This is a genomic window from Cognatundibacterium rugosum, assembly GCF_014284365.1.
In the GTDB taxonomy this organism is placed as follows: domain Bacteria; phylum Pseudomonadota; class Gammaproteobacteria; order Burkholderiales; family Burkholderiaceae_D; genus Undibacterium; species Undibacterium rugosum.
Genome location: NZ_JACOGG010000011.1, coordinates 107700 through 126635, shown reverse-complemented (window position 1 = coordinate 126635; position 18936 = coordinate 107700). Strand labels below are relative to the sequence as shown.

General features: G+C 50.3%; 16 protein-coding genes. 7 read left to right on the top strand and 9 right to left on the bottom strand.

Going from position 1 to position 18936, the window contains the following annotated elements; genetic code table 11:
* Nucleotides 1-181: 181 nt before the first annotated feature.
* From H8K47_RS18390 to H8K47_RS11715, 9 genes are all read right to left on the bottom strand, one after another.
* A complete protein-coding gene (locus H8K47_RS18390; protein ID WP_212681277.1) occupies nt 182-643 on the bottom strand; it encodes a pilin in 462 nt (153 codons plus the stop codon).
* A 195-nt stretch (nt 644-838) separates the two neighbouring features.
* Nucleotides 839-1441, bottom strand: a complete 603-nt coding sequence (locus H8K47_RS11750) for an FHA domain-containing protein (protein ID WP_186881601.1) — start codon at nt 1439-1441, stop codon at nt 839-841.
* Nucleotides 1442-1473: 32 nt separating this feature from the next.
* Complete coding sequence (locus H8K47_RS11745; RefSeq protein WP_186881600.1) at nt 1474-2280, bottom strand: Stp1/IreP family PP2C-type Ser/Thr phosphatase; 807 nt, start codon at nt 2278-2280, stop codon at nt 1474-1476.
* A gap of 311 nt (nt 2281-2591) precedes the next feature.
* Nucleotides 2592-3473, bottom strand: coding sequence for a succinate--CoA ligase subunit alpha (sucD, locus tag H8K47_RS11740; RefSeq protein WP_186881599.1), 882 nt, complete (start codon nt 3471-3473; stop codon nt 2592-2594).
* Nucleotides 3474-3491: 18 nt separating this feature from the next.
* Entirely contained in the window at nt 3492-4673 is a 1182-nt protein-coding gene (sucC, locus tag H8K47_RS11735) for an ADP-forming succinate--CoA ligase subunit beta (RefSeq protein ID WP_268977675.1), read from the bottom strand.
* Nucleotides 4674-4703: 30 nt separating this feature from the next.
* Entirely contained in the window at nt 4704-5285 is a 582-nt protein-coding gene (locus H8K47_RS11730; protein WP_186881641.1) for a DUF2889 domain-containing protein, read from the bottom strand.
* A 247-nt stretch (nt 5286-5532) separates the two neighbouring features.
* Nucleotides 5533-5988 carry a recombination regulator RecX gene (recX, locus tag H8K47_RS11725; RefSeq protein ID WP_186881597.1) on the bottom strand — a complete coding sequence of 152 codons (456 nt, stop codon included), beginning with the start codon at nt 5986-5988 and terminating at the stop codon, nt 5533-5535.
* A 120-nt stretch (nt 5989-6108) separates the two neighbouring features.
* Nucleotides 6109-7146: a recombinase RecA gene (gene recA, locus H8K47_RS11720; protein ID WP_186881596.1), complete on the bottom strand. Its 1038-nt coding sequence runs from the start codon at nt 7144-7146 to the stop codon at nt 6109-6111.
* A 174-nt stretch (nt 7147-7320) separates the two neighbouring features.
* On the bottom strand, nt 7321-10665 hold the full coding sequence (locus H8K47_RS11715) for a TIM-barrel domain-containing protein (RefSeq protein ID WP_186881595.1): 3345 nt from the start codon (nt 10663-10665) through the stop codon (nt 7321-7323).
* 299 nt (nt 10666-10964) lie between these two features.
* Here H8K47_RS11715 and H8K47_RS11710 point away from each other — a divergent pair, with 299 nt between their 5' ends.
* The 7 genes from H8K47_RS11710 (at nt 10965) to H8K47_RS11680 (ending at nt 18774) form a co-directional block, all read left to right on the top strand.
* A complete protein-coding gene (locus H8K47_RS11710) occupies nt 10965-11678 on the top strand; it encodes a response regulator (protein ID WP_186881594.1) in 714 nt (237 codons plus the stop codon).
* Nucleotides 11675-13195, top strand: coding sequence for a sensor histidine kinase (locus H8K47_RS11705; RefSeq protein WP_186881593.1), 1521 nt, complete (start codon nt 11675-11677; stop codon nt 13193-13195). The genes H8K47_RS11710 and H8K47_RS11705 overlap by 4 nt, the downstream gene beginning before the upstream one ends.
* On the top strand, nt 13182-13454 hold the full coding sequence (locus H8K47_RS11700; protein ID WP_186881592.1) for a DUF4212 domain-containing protein: 273 nt from the start codon (nt 13182-13184) through the stop codon (nt 13452-13454). Before H8K47_RS11705 ends, H8K47_RS11700 begins: the two co-directional genes overlap by 14 nt.
* 4 nt (nt 13455-13458) lie before the next feature.
* Complete coding sequence (locus H8K47_RS11695; protein ID WP_186881591.1) at nt 13459-15495, top strand: sodium:solute symporter family protein; 2037 nt, start codon at nt 13459-13461, stop codon at nt 15493-15495.
* Nucleotides 15496-15562: 67 nt separating this feature from the next.
* On the top strand, nt 15563-16987 hold the full coding sequence (locus H8K47_RS11690) for a circularly permuted type 2 ATP-grasp protein (protein WP_186881590.1): 1425 nt from the start codon (nt 15563-15565) through the stop codon (nt 16985-16987).
* A 12-nt stretch (nt 16988-16999) separates the two neighbouring features.
* On the top strand, nt 17000-17947 hold the full coding sequence (locus H8K47_RS11685; RefSeq protein WP_186881589.1) for an alpha-E domain-containing protein: 948 nt from the start codon (nt 17000-17002) through the stop codon (nt 17945-17947).
* Nucleotides 17948-17964: 17 nt separating this feature from the next.
* On the top strand, nt 17965-18774 hold the full coding sequence (locus H8K47_RS11680) for a transglutaminase family protein (protein WP_186881588.1): 810 nt from the start codon (nt 17965-17967) through the stop codon (nt 18772-18774).
* The last annotated feature ends 162 nt before the right edge of the window (nt 18775-18936 follow it).

The following is an 18936-nucleotide window of genomic DNA, read 5'->3' as shown; positions in this document are numbered from 1 at the left end:
TTCTAGCTTCTGGTCTTAGAACAAGCAGTCAATTGAATCAAATTCCTTGTTGCATCAAACAGCTTTTATACAGGCATAAACATCAGAGAAAGCCCGATAAAAATTAAAAAAGAAACAATATATTGAGAAAAAAAAAGGTGCCCTTCAGAAAGCACCTTTCTTTATCAATTACACAAACAGATTATTTGCAAGCTTGTGGCAACCATTTGATTGCAACATCAGTACCTGCTGTGGAATTACATGCCCAAGTCTGGCCACCATCAGAAGTTTTCAAAATTACTTTTTTACCGCTAGCCTGGCCGGAAGACAAAGTTGCAGTCGCAGCACCAATTGGGAAAGTTCCTGTGATAGTACTTGTTACATTTGAGTATTTACCTGTTAAAGTTGCAACGATTTCTGTTGCAGCTGGGTTAGAGGCAACCAATGCTGTTGGCCATGCTGCATTTTCGTAGCCATAAGCTGCCAAAGGACCTTTCAGACCAGCCAGCAATTCAACCGGTTCAGCTACCTGAGCACGTGTTGTATAGTCATTGTATGCTGGCAATGCAACAGCAGCCAGAATACCGATAATCGCAACAACGATCATCAATTCGATCAAAGTAAAACCTTGTTGTACTTTCTTAGCAAATGTCATCGATTTCATGCTTAATCTCCAGTTGAGAGGTAATCAGGAATATTCCTGATCGTATAGTCAGCAAACAGTGTGCCAGCTCAGCCATGTACCAAACTTACTCGCAAAACGCTGACATTTTTTTGAGTCCAGACAAAATTTGTCAGTTAACTGCCAGTTTTCGTCAAAAATTTCCGTTGACATTAGCAAACACGACTACTTTCTATTTCAGCACAAACTGAATTGCATGTGTACGCCCAACAAGTCGATGATATCAGCGTGATTCAAGGTATGAGATGCATCGCTGAGAAGTTGACCATTTAATTTAGGCATCTCTTTTCCCTCAACAAAGCGCAGGGTATACCGGCCATCCTGTTTTGTGATCGCGATTACCTGTGCAGCTGGCGATCCTATCGTCGTCACTGGTTTGGTCAGCGTCAGCTCTTTGCCGATATTCGCGCCGTTCATGACTTTAATTTTCGCGATGCCTGTTTTCGCTGCCGGAGTCAATGTTGCTGTGTCCAGCGTCCTGATCTGCTCTTGTTTATTGACCTGAAAACGCAACTTATATTTACCGATGTCAATCACATCATCATGTTGCAATAAATGTTTTTTGACAGGCTGACTATTGACCATGGTGCCATTGGTGCTACCCAGATCGAGAATAAATGAGCCATTCGATGTGGTATCGATCGCGGCATGCTGCCCGCTCACAGTCAAATGATCGATCACGATGTCATTGCCAGGTCTGCGCCCTATCGTAATACGCGACTTACTGATGCTGACTTCTTGTTGTATCAACCCGTTAAAGGTGACGATAATTTTCGCCATAATCTCAGATTCAGAAAATAATTAAATAGCAATCAGCGTCCAGTCAGACGCTGCAACCAACTCTGCCCGCGTACTGCTGGTACACGTAGCAACACAACAGAGACATTATCAAATCCACCCTGTGCATTCGCAGCTGCAATCAGGCGCTCACAACAAGCTGGCAAATTCAGTTTATTTTGCTCAAGGATCTGTAGAATTTCATCATGCCTGAGCATGTCAGTCAAACCATCAGAGCATAAAAGAACAATATCCTCATCGTACACGTCATGGATATGCTGCTCTACCTGCACATAACTCTGTGTTCCAACGGCGCGGGTGATTAAATTTTTTATTGCAGAATGTCGCGCCTGCTCCTCAGAGATGTAACCAGCATCAATTTGCTCCTGCAATACCGAGTGATCATAGCTCAGTCTGATCAAACGGCCTTGCCGGAAAACATAGGCACGGGAATCACCAACATGAGAAATGGCCAGCTTATCCTCAAAAAAACAAGCAACCACGACTGTAGTACCCATACCGAAACAAGCCGGATCAGCCTGTGACGCGCGCAGTATCTGCGCATTCGCATGATCGATAGCATCATGCAGCCAGCGATTTATTTGTTTTCCGCGAAGACGAAAATGTGGTAACCAGCGGCGCTCAAAATGATGGCTTAAATCGTCAGCAATAATTTGAGTTGCCATCGCACTGGCCACTTCGCCTGCTTTGTATCCACCCATACCATCGGCCAGAATTGCACAGGCGTAGTCTTCGCACACGACAATCGCATCTTCGTTGTGTGCTCTGACTTTTCCTGTATCGGACAGTGCAGAAAATTCTATTTTTTGCGAACTGGGCATTATCTCTTTGTTTTCAGGACCTGCTAGTCACAGGCAAATCAGCGTTTCCGGCATTTCCGGTTTTCCGGTGTTTAAAGGAATTTAGACCAAATGCATATGCCATTACGCAAACTTGTAAACCAACCTGTCAACTTTTACGCAAACCTGATCATGATCCAGATCCCATAAGACCTTGCCAACGATAAGCTTAACACTGACCACAACAGTTTGCACTTAATTCACACATAAGCACAAATACTGCGTACGCCAGATGCAAAAAAGGCCGCGACATGCGCGGCCTTTTCGATACCAGCTACCTGAATCAGTTCAGATTACAGCATTGCTTTCAACAAACGCGCCATTTCAGACGGGTTCTTTGTTGTTTTAATACCGCAAGCTTCCATAATTTCCAGCTTAGCTTGCGCTGTATCTGCACCACCGGAAATCAATGCGCCAGCATGGCCCATACGTTTGCCTGGAGGTGCAGTCACGCCAGCGATGAAGCCAACGACTGGTTTTTTCATGTTTTCTTTGATCCAGTAAGCGGCGTTTGCCTCATCCGGACCACCGATTTCACCGATCATGATCACTGCATCTGTATCTGGATCATCATTGAACATCTTCATGACGTCAATGTGTTTCAGACCATTGATTGGATCGCCACCGATACCAACTGCGGAAGACTGACCCAGACCCAGTGCGGTTAACTGACCAACTGCTTCATAAGTCAGTGTACCGGAACGGGAAACCACGCCGATACGGCCTTTCTTGTGGATATGACCAGGCATGATACCGATTTTGATTTCGTCTGGTGTGATCAGACCAGGGCAGTTAGGGCCGAGCAATTTAGTTTTGCTACCGGCTTTAGCCATGCGGTCTTTCAACATCATCATGTCACGAACAGGGATGCCTTCAGTGATACAGATCGCCAGATCGAGTTCCGCTTCCACGGCTTCCCAGATCGCTGCCGCGGCACCTGCTGGCGGAACATAGATCACGGAAACGGTAGCGCCAGTTGCAGCTTTTGCTTCTGTCACGTTTGCGTAAATCGGGATGCCTTCGAAATCTTCACCGGCTTTCTTTGGATTCACGCCAGCAACGAAACATTCTTTGCCGTTCGCGTAATCGCGGCACATACGTGTATGGAACTGGCCAGTTTTACCAGTGATACCTTGGGTAATGACTTTAGTGTCTTTATTAATCAGGATGGACATAGTGATTCCTTGCGATAATTAAGCGTGAGCAGCAGCGGCAACAACCTTCTGAGCTGCTTCTTCCATCGTGTCAGCAGAAATGATAGGCAGACCGGAGTCAGCCAGCATTTTCTTACCGATGTCTTCATTCGTACCCTTCATGCGTACAACCAGAGGTACTTGCAGGGAAACAGCTTTAGATGCAGTGATCACGCCTTCTGCGATCACGTCGCAACGCATAATACCGCCGAAGATGTTGACCAGGATGGCTTTCAGACCTGGGTTTTTCAACATGATCTTGAATGCTTCAGTAACTTTCTCAGCTGTTGCACCACCGCCTACGTCGAGGAAGTTAGCTGGCTCGCCGCCAAACAGTTTGATGGTATCCATTGTTGCCATCGCCAAACCAGCACCGTTCACCAGGCAACCGATGTTACCGTCGAGGGAGATGTAAGCCAGGTCAAACTTGGACGCTTCGATTTCAGCCGGATCTTCTTCATCCAGATCGCGGTAAGCGACGATTTCCGGTTGACGGAACAGAGAGTTCGCGTCGAAGTTGAATTTCGCATCCAGCGCGATCACTTTACCAGAGCCGGTCAGGATCAGTGGATTGATTTCTGCCAGGGAGCAGTCAGTTTCCATGAATGCTTTGTACAAACCTTGCAACTGCACACGTGCATCAGCGATAGAGCCTTCAGGCACACCGATTTTGCGGGAGATATCGTCAGCTTCTGCATCTTGCAGGCCTGCGCTAGGGTCGATAGCGATGGAGTGAATCAGTTCCGGATGTTTTTCCGCTACTTCTTCAATGTCCATACCGCCTTCGGAGGAAGCCATCAACACAACGCGCTGGCTGATACGGTCGGTCACCATACTCACGTACAGTTCTTTCTTGATGTCCGCGCCTTCTTCGATCAGCAAACGGCGAACTTTCTGGCCTTCAGGGCTGGTTTGGTGTGTGACCAATTGCATACCCATGATGGCGTCTGCGTATTCACGCACTTGCTCCAGGGATTTAGCAACTTTAACGCCACCACCTTTACCACGGCCACCGGCATGGATCTGTGCTTTGACGACCCAGACTGGTCCGCCCAGAGTTTCAGCCGCTTTGACTGCTTCTTCAACGGACATGCATGGGATACCGCGCGGTACGGTCACTCCGTATTTGCGGAGGATTTCTTTACCCTGATACTCATGGATTTTCATACGACTTCCCTTCAGACACTGAGGTATAAATAATAATTAAACAAACTAGCTGGGTGATTTTGCATCAGGCGAAGATTTCGCCCAACGCGGGTAATACTGAACAACGGCCGGTCCATCCAGACGCAATGCGTGGCAGCGGTCTAACTGGAAAGGCTGGTTGGAATCAGTGGAATTGCTGGCGGCGTCACGTGTATCGATCACGTCACCGGCGAATGCTTGAATTGCTGCGGTAGGTAGAATCTGTGCTAACTCTGTGAGGTGCGTACACCCATTGGTACCGGATAGTCGCTCTTTGACGCCCTGACGGAACTGACGCATCAGGTTCAAACCAATCAGTTTCTGGTAATCAGGGCCAATAGACTCACAATATCCAGGATAAGGAACCGCGTCCGAGCAGGCAAATGCATCAACCACATTGAGTTGCAGATCAACTGTCACACGCAAAGTCAGGTCGTGCAAAGCCGCGCCTTGTGGCCGCAGGCCGGAAGCGAGCTGAATATCACGTTGCTTGTGATCAGTTATGCGAGCGTCAAGATCCCACAAGCCATCGTCGCGTGCAAACGCTTCGATAGTAATCGCGCGCGTATGCTTCAACGTGCGGTTTGTGGTGGACTGAGATATGGGCATCATGCCTTTTTGGGCGGCTAATTCTGAATAAAAGAGCCACAATTGCGTGTCGTTACCGCAGCTTCTACGGTAACAGCCGCTCCTGCGGCGCTGCAAAAACCACGGAATTCTAGCACAGCTAAACGATGAACTTGCAAGGAACAGCGGTTTTTTACCAGAATCATTTATTTTAAGATAACAACCATGAAACAAAATTAGGTGACTTACACGGGAAGCCATTTAAGTTTTTGCTACAAGCAGCGGGCTGTCAGAGCAAATCCTCACGCTCAGCCTGCATAGCCGCACGTATCGACGAACTGGAAAATCCGCGTTGTTGCAAAAAACGTATTTGCTTATATTTGTCTTCCTGATCAGCCGGTGCGGCAGGAAATTTTCTATGTAACAAAGCCACTGCTCTGGCTAACTCAGTTTCCTGCATTTCTGCTTTACGGTTTTCCATATCTTCGGCACTGAGTTGGTGACTTTGTAGTTCGGCCAGTATGCGATGATTTCCAAAACGTGCAGAACGCCTATGCACCAGAGATTCAGAAAAGCGCTCTGCGGAAAGGAATTTAGCATCCCGCAACCAATCCAGCACCGCATCGAGATCCTCTCCTTCACCCACATAGGGGCTGAGCTTGCGTGCCAGTTCCAGGCGACTATGTTCACGCTGCGATAAGTAACGCAGGGCACGGCCTTTCAGGCTTAATTTAGGCTTTTGCATCAGGCAACAATAATTTTACCGTTAGAAATGAAAAACGCCAGCAAACCATGCTGGCGTTCATATTCATCAGCGACAACTCAAGACCCGTGTATATCATTACTCGGAGCGCATGACTGATCGTTACTCGTCGTTCCCTGCTGGCAACAAAGGAACGCCCAGATGTTCACGCACTTTGTTTTCAATTTCATACGCGAGTTCCGGATGATCTTTCAGGAAGCTGCGCGCATTATCCTTGCCCTGACCAATTTTTTCACCGTTATAGCTATACCAGGCACCCGATTTTTCTACGATCTTCGCTTCCGCGCCCAGATCCAGAATCTCACCTTCGCGCGACGTCCCTTCGCCATACATGATGTCGAAATGCGCTTCTCTAAACGGTGGAGCGACTTTATTCTTCACGACTTTCACTTTAGTTTCGCTGCCAACGACTTCATCACCCGACTTGATTGAGCCTGTGCGGCGAATATCGAGACGAACCGATGCATAGAATTTCAATGCATTACCACCGGTCGTGGTTTCAGGGCTACCAAACATCACACCGATCTTCATACGTATCTGGTTAATAAAGATGACCAAGGTATTGGTGCGCTTGATGCTGCCTGTGAGCTTACGCAAAGCCTGGGACATCAGGCGCGCCTGCAAACCTGGCAGGGAATCTCCCATATCGCCTTCAATCTCAGCTCTTGGCGTCAATGCCGCAACGGAATCCACGACCACCAGATCGACACTGCCGGAACGTACCAGTGCATCGGTAATTTCCAATGCCTGTTCACCGGTATCCGGCTGAGAAATCAGCAAATCAGATAAATTCACACCCAGCTTCTGAGCATAACCAACATCCAGTGCGTGCTCAGCATCGATAAACGCGCATGTACCGCCCAGCTTCTGCATCTCAGCAATTGCTTGCAGTGTCAGCGTGGTTTTACCGGATGACTCAGGTCCATAAATTTCCACCACACGGCCACGTGGCAAACCACCTACACCCAGCGCAATATCCAGCCCCAGGGAACCAGTGGAAACCACCTGCACTTCTTCAACCACCTCGCCATCAGCCATACGCATGACCGAACCTTTACCAAATTGCTTCTCGATCTGTGCGAGTGCAGCGGCAAGGGCTTTAGCTTTTTCAGAGCTGTTGTCAGGTTTTTTATCGTCCATACATTCTTTCAGTCAATAATCGGATGGTGGAAAAGTGCTGTATTTAAACACAGTACATTGAGCGTTTTCAGCACTGTATAAAAAATCAGTTCTTTTGGCAAGCGATTTTTTAATCTTTCTGTGACCCCGTGTTTTTCCAGCCTTTCAGCCTAAGGGTTATGGAGTCAACAATGCTCAGGGCTGCACCTGATCCCCCTGATATCCTAGCAATTGTGCATTTGCCCAGTTGGCACAGACCGGCGCTTTGGTGTTGCCTTGTACGCCGGTCGTTACTAGGCGCAATTGCTTCACACCACGGATATCCAGTTCGGGCTTCACCACCGCAGGTGCTTTAATCAAGCCGCTGTCAAACAGCAAGCGCTCATCGCCCCACACCTGGAATTGCAGACCACCAAACTGGCGACACGCATCATCGATACCAACATCGGCACGGAAGGTTTGCCACTGTCCGCTCAATTGTAAAGGTATGGCGGTATTGCCCACCACGCCCAGCCCTTTGCGGAATTTCAGTCCATTCATTTGCATCACGCCAGAACTTCCGTCGGGCCGATAGGCGGATTGATCCAGGCTGAGCGGTAAACTGGTCTTAGCCAGCACATCCGACAAATACAATTGTTGCTTAGGCAGGTCAGGTAAGGCTTGCTCCAGAACATTGAATTCGGAGATCGTGACCGGCGTGACGACCGCAGGAATCGCGGCGTGATAGGCTTTTGCCGGACTCGCTTCTGCAGAAGATGTAAGTACCATAGGATCCTGTGTGCTGCCATCATCACTCTGGTCATAGGTACTCAAAATGCGAAAGCGGAACAGACGTCCGGGCTTGGCTGCAAATTCAACTTTTTGCTTAGCCTGCTGCTTACGCAAGCGTCCGCGATATACCGGCTGCCCCCATTCACCGTTGCTGTCTGCCAAGTACACTTCAACATCCTTAGGCTGACCATATTGCCAATGCTGATCGGTACGCGGTGCAATCTCAAAGCCCTTCACCATACGGCGCTCACCCAGCGCCAGCGCAAATTCATGTGCCCCGGTTTTCTGCGACTGATCACGCACCGTACGGAACCAGGTTTCCGGCTTACCGTCAAAAGCGTTTTCCAGCGGGTGACCTGGCTCTTCGGCAGGACGATTGACCACCAACAGGTTATCCGGTGCGATCGCATCGCCCAAGTCTGGCGCGGATAGATAAGATGCGGTCGCGTTCAGCTTTTGATCTGTAGGAATACGCAATAAAAATTCCTGCGCTTCACGCACAGTTTGCTTAGCCGTTTTCACATAAACTGTGCCGTACTTATCCTGAGCATCGTAGTACCAGCCACTGGATGCAGTCAGCCAGGCAGCGCGACTGTTCAACGCCTGTAGTTCCTGCGTTCCGGCCAAGACCTGATTCGGTGCAACCCGGCTATGTATCTGTAATTCCAATGCGCGCGCTGCTTCCATATCACGATAGCTACCGGTCACCGGCTCAACCCGAACGCGGATATCACCCGCTTTACCAGCTGGTGCATCGACCGTAAAGGTCTGGGAAGCGAACTCGCCCTTCTGATACTGGCGGGTTTCACCATCATCTTCATACATGGTAAAACTGGATTTTCCATACGGATAAATATCCAGTGTCAGCGTGTCTTTCGCGACCTGCCCGTCATACAAAGCACTCGGGTACATAGGCAGGATGGCGCCGGCACGTACCATCACAGGTAAGCGCTCCAGCGTTACCTGTTGATCGATCACTTTGCCATTCACTCCGGCTTCAACTACCCGCCCATCCCAATAATCGATCCACTGCCCCTGCGGCAGATAAATACCTTTGCGCCAGCCACGGCTCGCAGCCTGACTCTTATAAACAGGTGCGACCAGAAAGTCTTTACCGAGAAAAAATTGGTATTTGTATTGCTCAGTCAGTGCATACGCGTCTTGCGGATGATCCCACATCAGGCCACGCACGATGGGGGCGCCGCTCAGCTCGGCTTCCCGGGCATAGGTGTACATGTACGGTGTCAGGCGCATTTTCAGCTTCAGGTACTGGCGGTTAATGCTGCGGTAAGGCTCGTCAAACCACCACGGGTGCTTGCGCACGGCTTTGGACCAGCCCGACATGCCCATCAACACCGGCGTGAACGTCTTCCATTGCAGATCACGGGTAAAGGTTTCCGGACTGCCGCCGAAAATCCCATCCACATCACCGGTCGCGTAGGCCTGGCCGGACAGGCCGGAACCGATCAGGGTAGGAATATGCCAGCGTATGTAATCCCAGCTGCCCGACTGATCACCGGTCCAGGTCACGGCATAACGCTGGGTGCCAGCCCACCCCATCACGGTCCAGACGAAAGGCCGTGCTTCGGAGTTAGTCAATATGCCTTGCGCCGCTGCCTGATTGGCATCCAACGAGAATTGATATCCTTTTCCGGTCCATGCCACATCCAGCTTTTGTGCGCGCGTCCCCGCTTTGCCAACCTCCCAGGCGATTTGGTCAACGCCGTTTTCTGTCCATAACCCGGTACGGAATCCATATTTTTTCAAACCACTGACGACCGTTGGCAAATCCGAGTAGCCACAGCCATAACCATCATTTGGCAATATCCAGCCACCCGGCATATCGTGCTCACGATAGCGTGCTGCAACTGACTGCACCACATCCGGCGTTTTTCCCGTTGGCCCGTCCGACCAGCCCGCTGGTACTGTGCCGGGCTTTTTGATATTGTCACCGTCGTTATAGCAATCCGCATCGCCAAATTCCAATGCCCAGCGCGGCAACAACTTTGCTCTGCCAGTCAGATTGGTATAGGCATTCAGTATGCGTGGCAAATCACCTACAAAGTAGTAAGCGTCAAAGCGCGCTTCAGCATGGCTGGTATGAATCACATCCGCAGAGCGGAAATCATAGCTGCCATTTGACCAGGTGTTGCGTAACACGCCGTAGCCGCGATTACTCATGTAAAACGGTGCGGGACTTGGCCTGTCCCCCTCTTCCCATCCGCCGGAATAGGAAATATCGAGGGTCTTCCCTTTAAACACATAGCTGCCATTTTGCTGCCCGCCACCGAGAAACACTTCGTCTTTTGAACTCGATAAGGTCTGAAAACTTTGCTGTTCAGTGATATCCAAAGGCTGCACTTCTTCCCAGATTTTTCTCTGGTTGTCTGGTGCATACAAGGCCAGCCGCAGCGGTTGATCATAAATTCTCAGTGCAAAACCTGCGGTCTGTAATAAGCGATAACCGTCTTGCAGTGTCAGTTGAAAATTTACCGCCTGCGGTGTTTGCGGCAACACGATAGGCGCTGCCTTGTCAGTCGCCGGACTCAGTGTTCCATTGAGGCCAGCCTGAACCCGGAATACATCCGCACTGATCAGATCTATGCGTAATACGGCACCATTGGACGTTGTAAACTGGACGGCAGCAGGCAGCACAGCGCCTGTCTCTTGTTGACTGATATTGCCGAGGGTAGCGGCACCGCCACTGACTGGTATAAAACAGGCAGCAACAAACAGACTTAAGGCAGACTGACGCAGATTCAGTTTCATTCGGGCTTCTCTTAAAAGTGTTAAGGCAGGAAGAAATTTCACAGACACTTAGTTGCTACCTACCTGCGAAAGTTCCACTTGTATAGACAACATTCATTAAAGTGTCACAAGTTTCTTCTGAAATAGCAGAATATCTATCTTAAATCAGGATAAAGCCAGGTTTTTTACGGTAAAGTTGTATCTGGCTCAACGCGAGCCCAGTACACATGCCGATAATCACAGGCAGGGCTGAGACAGGTTGAATACGACGCGTGTATCGCCTGTGACAATGATAAAAATTCCGGGACAATTCAAACATCATGCGTATCTTGCTTGCAGAAGACGACAGTGTGCTGGCCGATGGCCTCACACGCTCCTTACGCCAATCCGGCTATGCCACCGACTGCGTAGGCAACGGGCAGGAAGCGGACTCCGCCTTATCCACTCAGGATTTTGACTTACTGATACTCGATTTGGGGCTGCCAAAAATGAGCGGACTCGAAGTATTACGCCGGCTGCGCGCCAGAAATTCGCATCTGCCGGTATTGATACTGACCGCGGCCGACTCGGTCGAACAAAGGGTCAAGGGCCTGGACCTCGGTGCAGACGATTACATGGCCAAGCCCTTTGCCTTATCCGAACTGGAAGCACGGGTACGCGCGCTGACCAGACGTGGCGCGGGCGGCGGGCCGACCGTCATCAAGCATGGTCCGCTCAGCTATGACCAGGTTGGACGAATTGCTTACATCCATGAGCAAATGCTGGACTTGTCGGCACGCGAACTGGGATTACTGGAAGTGCTGTTGCAACGCACTGGAAGACTGGTCTCTAAAGAACAGTTAGTCGATCATTTATGTGAATGGGGCGAGGAAGTCAGCAATAACGCCATTGAAGTCTATGTACACCGGCTGCGTAAGAAAATTGAAGTTGACGGTGTGCGGATAGCGACCGTGCGCGGCCTCGGCTATTGTCTTGAGAAATTCTATGTTGGCCCGCTTGCACGCAGTGCTGAACCGCCCCCCGCATCCGCATGAATTCTGAGCACAGCCGATTTCCCGAGCAGGATGAGGCAACAGTCACATCGCTACTGCCGCCAGAAAATGAAACCGTACAGCGCTCCCTGTTCGGTGAAATCCTGGACTGGATGCTGGCGCCACTGCTGCTGCTGTGGCCGATGAGTATCGCCATCACCTATCTGGTCGCCAAATCGATCGCGAATCAGCCGTTTGACCGCGCATTAGAAGACAAGGTACTGGTATTGGCGCAGCAAGTCAAAGAACTGGATGGCCAGGCCATCACCCAACTTTCCAAACCGGCACGCGATATTCTGCGCGCTGACGATCTGGACAATATCTATTTTCAAATCAGCTCACCGGAAGGCGGCATTATCGACGGCGATACCGATTTTCCTGTACTGCAGGAAGAAGAGCGCGCCCCGGCTGGCAGTATACAATTTCGCAATCTGAACTTTCACGGTAGCGAAATGCGGATCGCATACAGCTATGTCGATCTGATCAAAACCAGCCCCGCCAATCAAAATAAACTGATCCTGATACAAGTCGCAGAAGGACTGGAAAAACGCGCGGTACTCGCTAACGAAATCATCAAAGGGGTGGTGCTGCCGCAGTTTATTATTTTACCGGTTGCACTTGCACTGGTCTGGTTTGCACTCAGTCGCGGCCTGTCACCACTGGCAGAGCTACAGCAACGCATACGTGCGCGCAGACCGGATGATTTAAGCCCTATCGATTCTCACCATGTTCCGGAAGAGATCACACCACTGGTTGCCTCGCTCAATGAAATGCTGGAAAGACTGGCACAAACCATCGCGATACAGAAACGCTTTATTGCCGATGCAGCACATCAAATGAAAACGCCGCTGGCCGGCATGCGTATGCAATCTGAACTCGCATTGCGGCAAACCGATCAGGAAGAAATTCACCGCTCTTTATTGCAGCTCTCGACCAGCTCCGAAGCCGCAACCCGACTGATCAATCAATTACTGGCACTGGCTAAAGCGGAAAATCAAAGCCCGGCCGTACAGGTGCTGGAACCGCTGAATCTGAATGAGTTTGCGATGCAGGTAGTCAGAGAATGGATACCGGCTTCGTTCAATAAAAAAATAGATCTGGGTTTTGAACAATGTGAACAAGCTGTTCAGATATTTGGCCATCCATTGATGCTCAGGGAAATGCTGAGCAATCTGATCGACAATGCGATTCGTTACACACCTTCAGAAAAAAGCGTGACAGTCAGAGTCGATATTGATGCCAGCCAGGCCCTGGCAGTACTGGAAGTAGAAGACCACGGCCCCGGCATCCCGGCTTCCGAACGGGAACATGTCTTTGAGCGTTTCTACCGCATCCTGGGCAGCAATGTACAAGGCAGTGGACTAGGGCTCGCTATCGTACGGGAAATTGCACAACAACATAGCGCGACAGTCACGATACGGAATGCCAGAGACTGTACTGACCCGGCTTTTCCCGGCTGCCTGTTCCGGATTGAATTCCCCCTTAACCATGCCCAGACTCTGATTGATGATGTCAGCTGACTCTCACCACGCGACGCTCAGCGCCAAAACGCGTTACTGGCGCCGGACTAAAGCACTGACCGTGCTACTGCTGATTTTATGGGCCTTACTGAGCTTTGGTACCTTATTTTATGCACGTGAACTGGCAGCAATTGATTTTTTTGGATGGAGTCTGTCGTTCTACATGCTGGCACAAGGGCTGACCCTCAGTTTCGTGCTGATACTTGCAGTTTACTCCGCTGGCATGCGCTGGATCGCACATCGCTGTGGTAAGGATTAAGTGTATGGCTCCCGGAAAATTCACCCAAAAACTCACGCTTTATTATCTATGGTATACCTTTTTGTTCCTGGTATTTCTGATTAGTCTGGCCATCCTTGAAAAAGAAGGTGTGCCACGCGCCTGGATAGGTTATCTGTTCATGTTTGCCACCATCGTGATTTATGCCGGTATCGGACTGGTGAGCAGAACCTCGGACATTACGGAATACTATGTGGCCGGAAGGCGGGTGCCGGCGGTCTTCAATGGGATGGCTACCGCCGCCGACTGGTTGTCAGCGGCAAGCTTTCTGAGTCTGGCTGGAGGTTTATTCCTGCAGGGTTTCGATGGTCTGGCCTACATCATAGGCTGGACCGGTGGTTTCTGTTTAGTCGCCATGCTGATCGCCCCCTATATCCGTAAGTTCGGCCAATACACCATAGCGGATTTTTTAGGGACACGCTTTGCCGGACCACAAAACAATAATCTGGTCCGTATCCTGGCGGTTTCGGCCACCGTCTTCATTTCATTTATTTATGTGGTTGCACAGATTTATGGCGTAGGACTGATCACCTCACGTTTTACCGGTGTTGATTTTTCAGTGGGTATTTTTCTCGGCCTGGCCAGCATTCTGGTATGTTCGTTTTTGGGTGGGATGCGCGCTATTACCTGGACTCAGGTCGCACAATACATCATCATCATCGTCGCCTTCATGATACCGGTCAGCTGGCTATCGCTCAAACATGCAGATAATCCGGTACCGCAAATTTCGTATGGTGAGTTTCTGAAAAAGCTGGTGCATAAAGAACAGGAATTTGCACACAGCGACAAAGAACAACAAGTACGTACTATCTACCGCCAGCGTGCTGACGTATTACAGCGTCAGATTGAACGGTTGCCAGCCTCCTGGCTGGCAGGGCGTGATGAGTTGCAACGCAGGCTGGATGAACTTAAGAGTGGTAACGGATCACTGATAGAAATAAAAAATGCGAGTAAAAATCTGGCTCGCTATCCAAAATCAGAAAATGAGGCACGTCAGCAGTGGCTGGATGCGCGTAATGCCTTAATCAGCAAGTCGCAAACGGCCTATGCACAGTACACACCCTACGCGGCAAAAGATCAGAAAGAATCTGACAGTAAGCGGAATAACTTTATGGCGCTGGTCTTGTGCCTGATGATGGGGACAGCTGCTCTGCCCCATGTCCTGACGCGCTATTACACCACCCCATCGGTGACTGAAGCACGCGACTCGGTATTCTGGTCACTATTCTTCATCATGCTGCTCTACATCACGATTCCTGCACTGGCGATACTGGTCAAATATGATATTTACACCTCGCTGGTTGGCAGTGAATTTTCCAAACTACCGTCCTGGGTCACTTACTGGGCAAGTATCGATAAGCTCAATCCACTGGTCAGCATCAACGATGTCAATCAGGACGGCATCGTACAACTGGCAGAAATTATGATGGATGGTGACATCATCGTTTTAGCAACACCGGAAATTGCGGGTCTTCCCTATGTAGTCTCTGCGCTGGTGGCAGCTGGCGGCCTGGCAGCTGCGCTGTCCACCGCAGATGGCTTATTGCTGACTATTTCCAATTCGCTGTCGCATGACATCTATTACAAAATAGTAGATCCCTCTGCCTCTACACAAAAACGCGTGACGATGTCAAAACTGATTTTGCTGGTGGTAGCATTGATTGCTGCGTATGTCGCTTCACTCAAACCGGCAGACATCCTGTCGCTGGTAGGCGCCGCGTTCTCAGTGGCCGCGTCAACGCTGTTTCCTGCACTGGTTTTGGGCATATTCTGGAAACGTGCTAATTATCAGGGCGCAGTGGCGGGCATGATCGCCGGATTCAGTCTCTGCATTTTTTATATGATGTACACCCACCCCCTGTTTGGTGGCAACCCAGCATTACAGTGGGGAAACATTGCTTCTATATCAGCCGGTATTTTTGGTGTTCCTTTCGGCATTCTGACAATGATCATCGTCAGCTTGCTGACCCCGGCGCCCGACCGGCAAACAACAGATTTGGTCGACCATATCCGCTGCCCATGAGTCCGTCACCCTCAACTGGCATGCTTCTTGATATAGTACGTTTAACGCGTCTTTGTGGGGAGAAAAAATGGCCAGATTTTATAACGAGATGCATGCCGGAGATGACAGTGCCCCAGCGTCTACCCGAGCACATTATCAGCGCTATGCGCAATGGCTGGCCGAACAAACCGGAGAACATCTGCAACGCCAGCGTGCCGAAGCAGATCTGAGTTTCCGCCGGGTCGGCATAACATTTGCGGTATATGGCGATGATGCCGGTACTGAACGTTTAATTCCTTTCGACATCATCCCACGCATTATACCTGCACACGAATGGAGCCAATTGCAACGCGGCCTGGCGCAACGGGTGCAAGCTTTGAATATGTTTATTCATGACATTTATCATGAGCAACGTATTATCAAGGCGGGTGTGATACCAGCCGAACAGATATATAAGAACGCGCAATACCGCCCCGAAATGCAAGGCATCAAAGTCGCGTCTGACATCTATGCGCACATTGCCGGCGTAGATATAGTGCGTGCTGGTGAAGGCGAATTCTACGTACTCGAAGATAATCTGCGCGTACCATCCGGTGTGTCTTACATGCTGGAAGACCGTAAGATGATGATGCGTCTGTTCACAGAACTGTTTACCCAAAACAAGGTTGCGCCAGTCGACCATTATCCCGATATGCTGCTCGACAATCTGCGCTCAGTAGCGCCAACCGGTGTCGATGACCCGACGGTAGTCGTCATGACGCCTGGCATGTATAACTCCGCTTACTTTGAGCATGCTTTCTTGGCACAGCAAATGGGTGTGGAGCTGGTAGAGGGGCAGGACTTATTCGTCAATGACAATGCGGTGTATATGCGTACTACACGCGGCCCAAAACGGGTGGATGTGATATATCGCCGTATCGATGACGATTTCCTTGATCCTTTGGCCTTCCGTGCCGATTCCACACTGGGTGTACCAGGCTTACTGGCGGTATATCGTGCTGGCCGCGTGAGTCTGGCCAATGCAATCGGCACCGGCGTGGCAGATGACAAATCCATCTACCCATTTGTACCGGACATGATACGTTTTTATTTATCTGAAGATGCCATTCTGAATAATGTACCGACTTATCAGTGCCGTAAGCCTGCCGACCTGTCCTATACACTGGCAAATTTGCCGCAGCTAGTGGTCAAGGAAGTACATGGTGCAGGCGGCTATGGCATGTTAGTCGGCCCCGCATCCAGCCAGCAGCAGATCGAAGAATTCCGCCAGCGCATTCTGGCAAAACCTGAAGCCTACATTGCCCAGCCTACTCTGGCTCTGTCCGCCTGTCCGACTTTTGTCGATCAGGGCATCGCACCACGTCATATTGATTTACGCCCGTTTGTTCTTTCCGGCAAACAGATTTCCATGGTGCCGGGTGGTCTGACCCGGGTTGCCTTACAAGAGGGTTCGCTGGTAGTGAATTCCTCGCAGGGCGGTGGAACCAAAGATACCTGGGTACTGGAAAAATAAAGGGAGAACAAGATGCTGAGCCGTACCGCCGATCATTTATTCTGGATGGCACGTTACACTGAACGTGCCGAAAACACTGCCCGTATGCTGGATGTAAATATTCAGACTTCCATGCTGCCTCAAAGCGCACAGGACGCTGAGCAAGGCTGGCGTGCCATGCTGGGCATTTCAGAATTACAAGAAGCCTTCGACCATCACTATGGATTATTGAGCAAACGTGACGTGCTCGATTTCATGGTGCGCGATCCGATGAACCCCTCCTCTATCGCAGCCTGCCTGAATGAGGCGCGCGAAAATGCGCGTGCTGTGCGAGGCACCTTAACGACCGAAGTCTGGGAAACCCAGAACGCGACCTGGCTGTCTATGCAGGATAAGCTCGCGCGCGGCAGCCTGGAAAAAGACCCCAGTCAGTTTTTTGAATGGGTTAAATTCCGCTCACATTTATCGCGCGGCGTCATTGTCGGTACCATGTTGCGCGATGAAGCGGTCAGTTTTCTACGACTGGGTACCTTTCTTGAACGCGCAGACAATACGGCACGCATTCTGGATGTCAAATTCCATGCGAGCAAAGATGCAGTCGCTGGTATAGACCCCATACAAAGAGATTTTTACTATTGGGCGGCACTGCTACGTTCAGTATCTGGCTTCGAAATTTACCGCAAAGTGTACCGTGACGTGATTACACCTGAGCGTGTCGCAGAATTACTCATGTTACGCTCAGATATGCCACGCTCCCTGCTCGCCTGCATGGACGAAGTCATCGCCAGTCTGGCTGAAATTCGTAATGACGCTTCGCTCGACACCGAAAAATTTGCCGGAAAGTTACACGCGGATTTGAAATTTGCCAATATAGACGATATCCTGAAAACTGGATTACACGCTACGCTGACAACTTTTTTAGAACGTATTTTTGAACTTGGAAACCGGATCAGCCGTGATTTTCTGGTTCCCACCGTCTGACGACCGGACACTTGCGCATGCAACTCGCCATCCAACACCGCACGACTTATCACTACTCGTCGCCCTCAGGCTACACCATACAACAATTGCGACTACACCCCAGACTGGAAGCTCAACAAAAAATTTTGCATTGGGAAATCAATAGCCCCGGTAAGCGGCAAGCCTTTCAGGATGCCTATCACAATCTGTCTGAATTATTGGTGGTAACCGGTGCACATACAGACATCAACATACTGGCCCAAGGCGTGGTTGAAGTCCGTGCTCCAATTCAGGGAAGAATTGCCGATCATGCAGACCTGTCACCGCTAATCTTTACCGTGCCAAGCCGGCTGACAGCCAGTAGTGGGCACTTGCTGGATTTCGCGCGCAGCCAGCTACCCACTGAGCGCTGCAACACGCAACAGGCACTGCAACTGGCCAGCGCGATACAAAGCCGTGTCAGCTATCTGTCCGGCAGCACCATCGTGACCAGCACTGCCAGCGAAGCATTGGCTCAGGGCAGCGGCGTGTGCCAGGATCATGCACATATATTTTTGGCTTGCTGCCATGTACAGGGCATACCAGCCCGCTATGTCTCAGGTTATATCGATCCAGAGTCCAGCGATCACGCAGAAAGTCATGCCTGGATTGACGTCTGGGTTGAGCAGCATGACTACGCAGGTTGGGTCAGTCTCGACGTGACCCATGCCAGGCTGATGAATGATGCCTATTGTCGCCTTGCGATAGGTCGCGATTATGAATCCGCATCACCGGTGCGTGGCGTCAGACGGGGTGGTGGGAACGAAAGCATGTCTGTCAGTGTCAGCGTGCAGACCAGTACAAGCTGATCGCTACGTATAGCTGCTGGTCACTGCCGGTCAGCGCTGATCTTCAGACGATCTCAACGTAGCCCCCGCTCATGTAGACTGCTAAGCGGCAGTACACATATCACCTGATCAATCGCACAAATGCAGCAGGCCGTGCTGTCACATGTTTCTATCACAACTGAA

Coding starts and splice junctions, on each gene's coding strand:
- H8K47_RS18390 (WP_212681277.1), bottom strand. CDS start 643: ATGAAATCGATGACATTTGCTAAGAAAGTACAACAAGGTTTTACTTTG.
- H8K47_RS11750 (WP_186881601.1), bottom strand. CDS start 1,441: ATGGCGAAAATTATCGTCACCTTTAACGGGTTGATACAACAAGAAGTC.
- H8K47_RS11745 (WP_186881600.1), bottom strand. CDS start 2,280: ATGCCCAGTTCGCAAAAAATAGAATTTTCTGCACTGTCCGATACAGGA.
- sucD (WP_186881599.1), bottom strand. CDS start 3,473: ATGTCCATCCTGATTAATAAAGACACTAAAGTCATTACCCAAGGTATC.
- H8K47_RS11730 (WP_186881641.1), bottom strand. CDS start 5,285: ATGCCCATATCTCAGTCCACCACAAACCGCACGTTGAAGCATACGCGC.
- recX (WP_186881597.1), bottom strand. CDS start 5,988: ATGCAAAAGCCTAAATTAAGCCTGAAAGGCCGTGCCCTGCGTTACTTA.
- recA (WP_186881596.1), bottom strand. CDS start 7,146: ATGGACGATAAAAAACCTGACAACAGCTCTGAAAAAGCTAAAGCCCTT.
- H8K47_RS11715 (WP_186881595.1), bottom strand. CDS start 10,665: ATGAAACTGAATCTGCGTCAGTCTGCCTTAAGTCTGTTTGTTGCTGCC.
- H8K47_RS11710 (WP_186881594.1), top strand. CDS start 10,965: ATGCGTATCTTGCTTGCAGAAGACGACAGTGTGCTGGCCGATGGCCTC.
- H8K47_RS11705 (WP_186881593.1), top strand. CDS start 11,675: ATGAATTCTGAGCACAGCCGATTTCCCGAGCAGGATGAGGCAACAGTC.
- H8K47_RS11700 (WP_186881592.1), top strand. CDS start 13,182: ATGATGTCAGCTGACTCTCACCACGCGACGCTCAGCGCCAAAACGCGT.
- H8K47_RS11695 (WP_186881591.1), top strand. CDS start 13,459: ATGGCTCCCGGAAAATTCACCCAAAAACTCACGCTTTATTATCTATGG.
- H8K47_RS11690 (WP_186881590.1), top strand. CDS start 15,563: ATGGCCAGATTTTATAACGAGATGCATGCCGGAGATGACAGTGCCCCA.
- H8K47_RS11685 (WP_186881589.1), top strand. CDS start 17,000: ATGCTGAGCCGTACCGCCGATCATTTATTCTGGATGGCACGTTACACT.
- H8K47_RS11680 (WP_186881588.1), top strand. CDS start 17,965: ATGCAACTCGCCATCCAACACCGCACGACTTATCACTACTCGTCGCCC.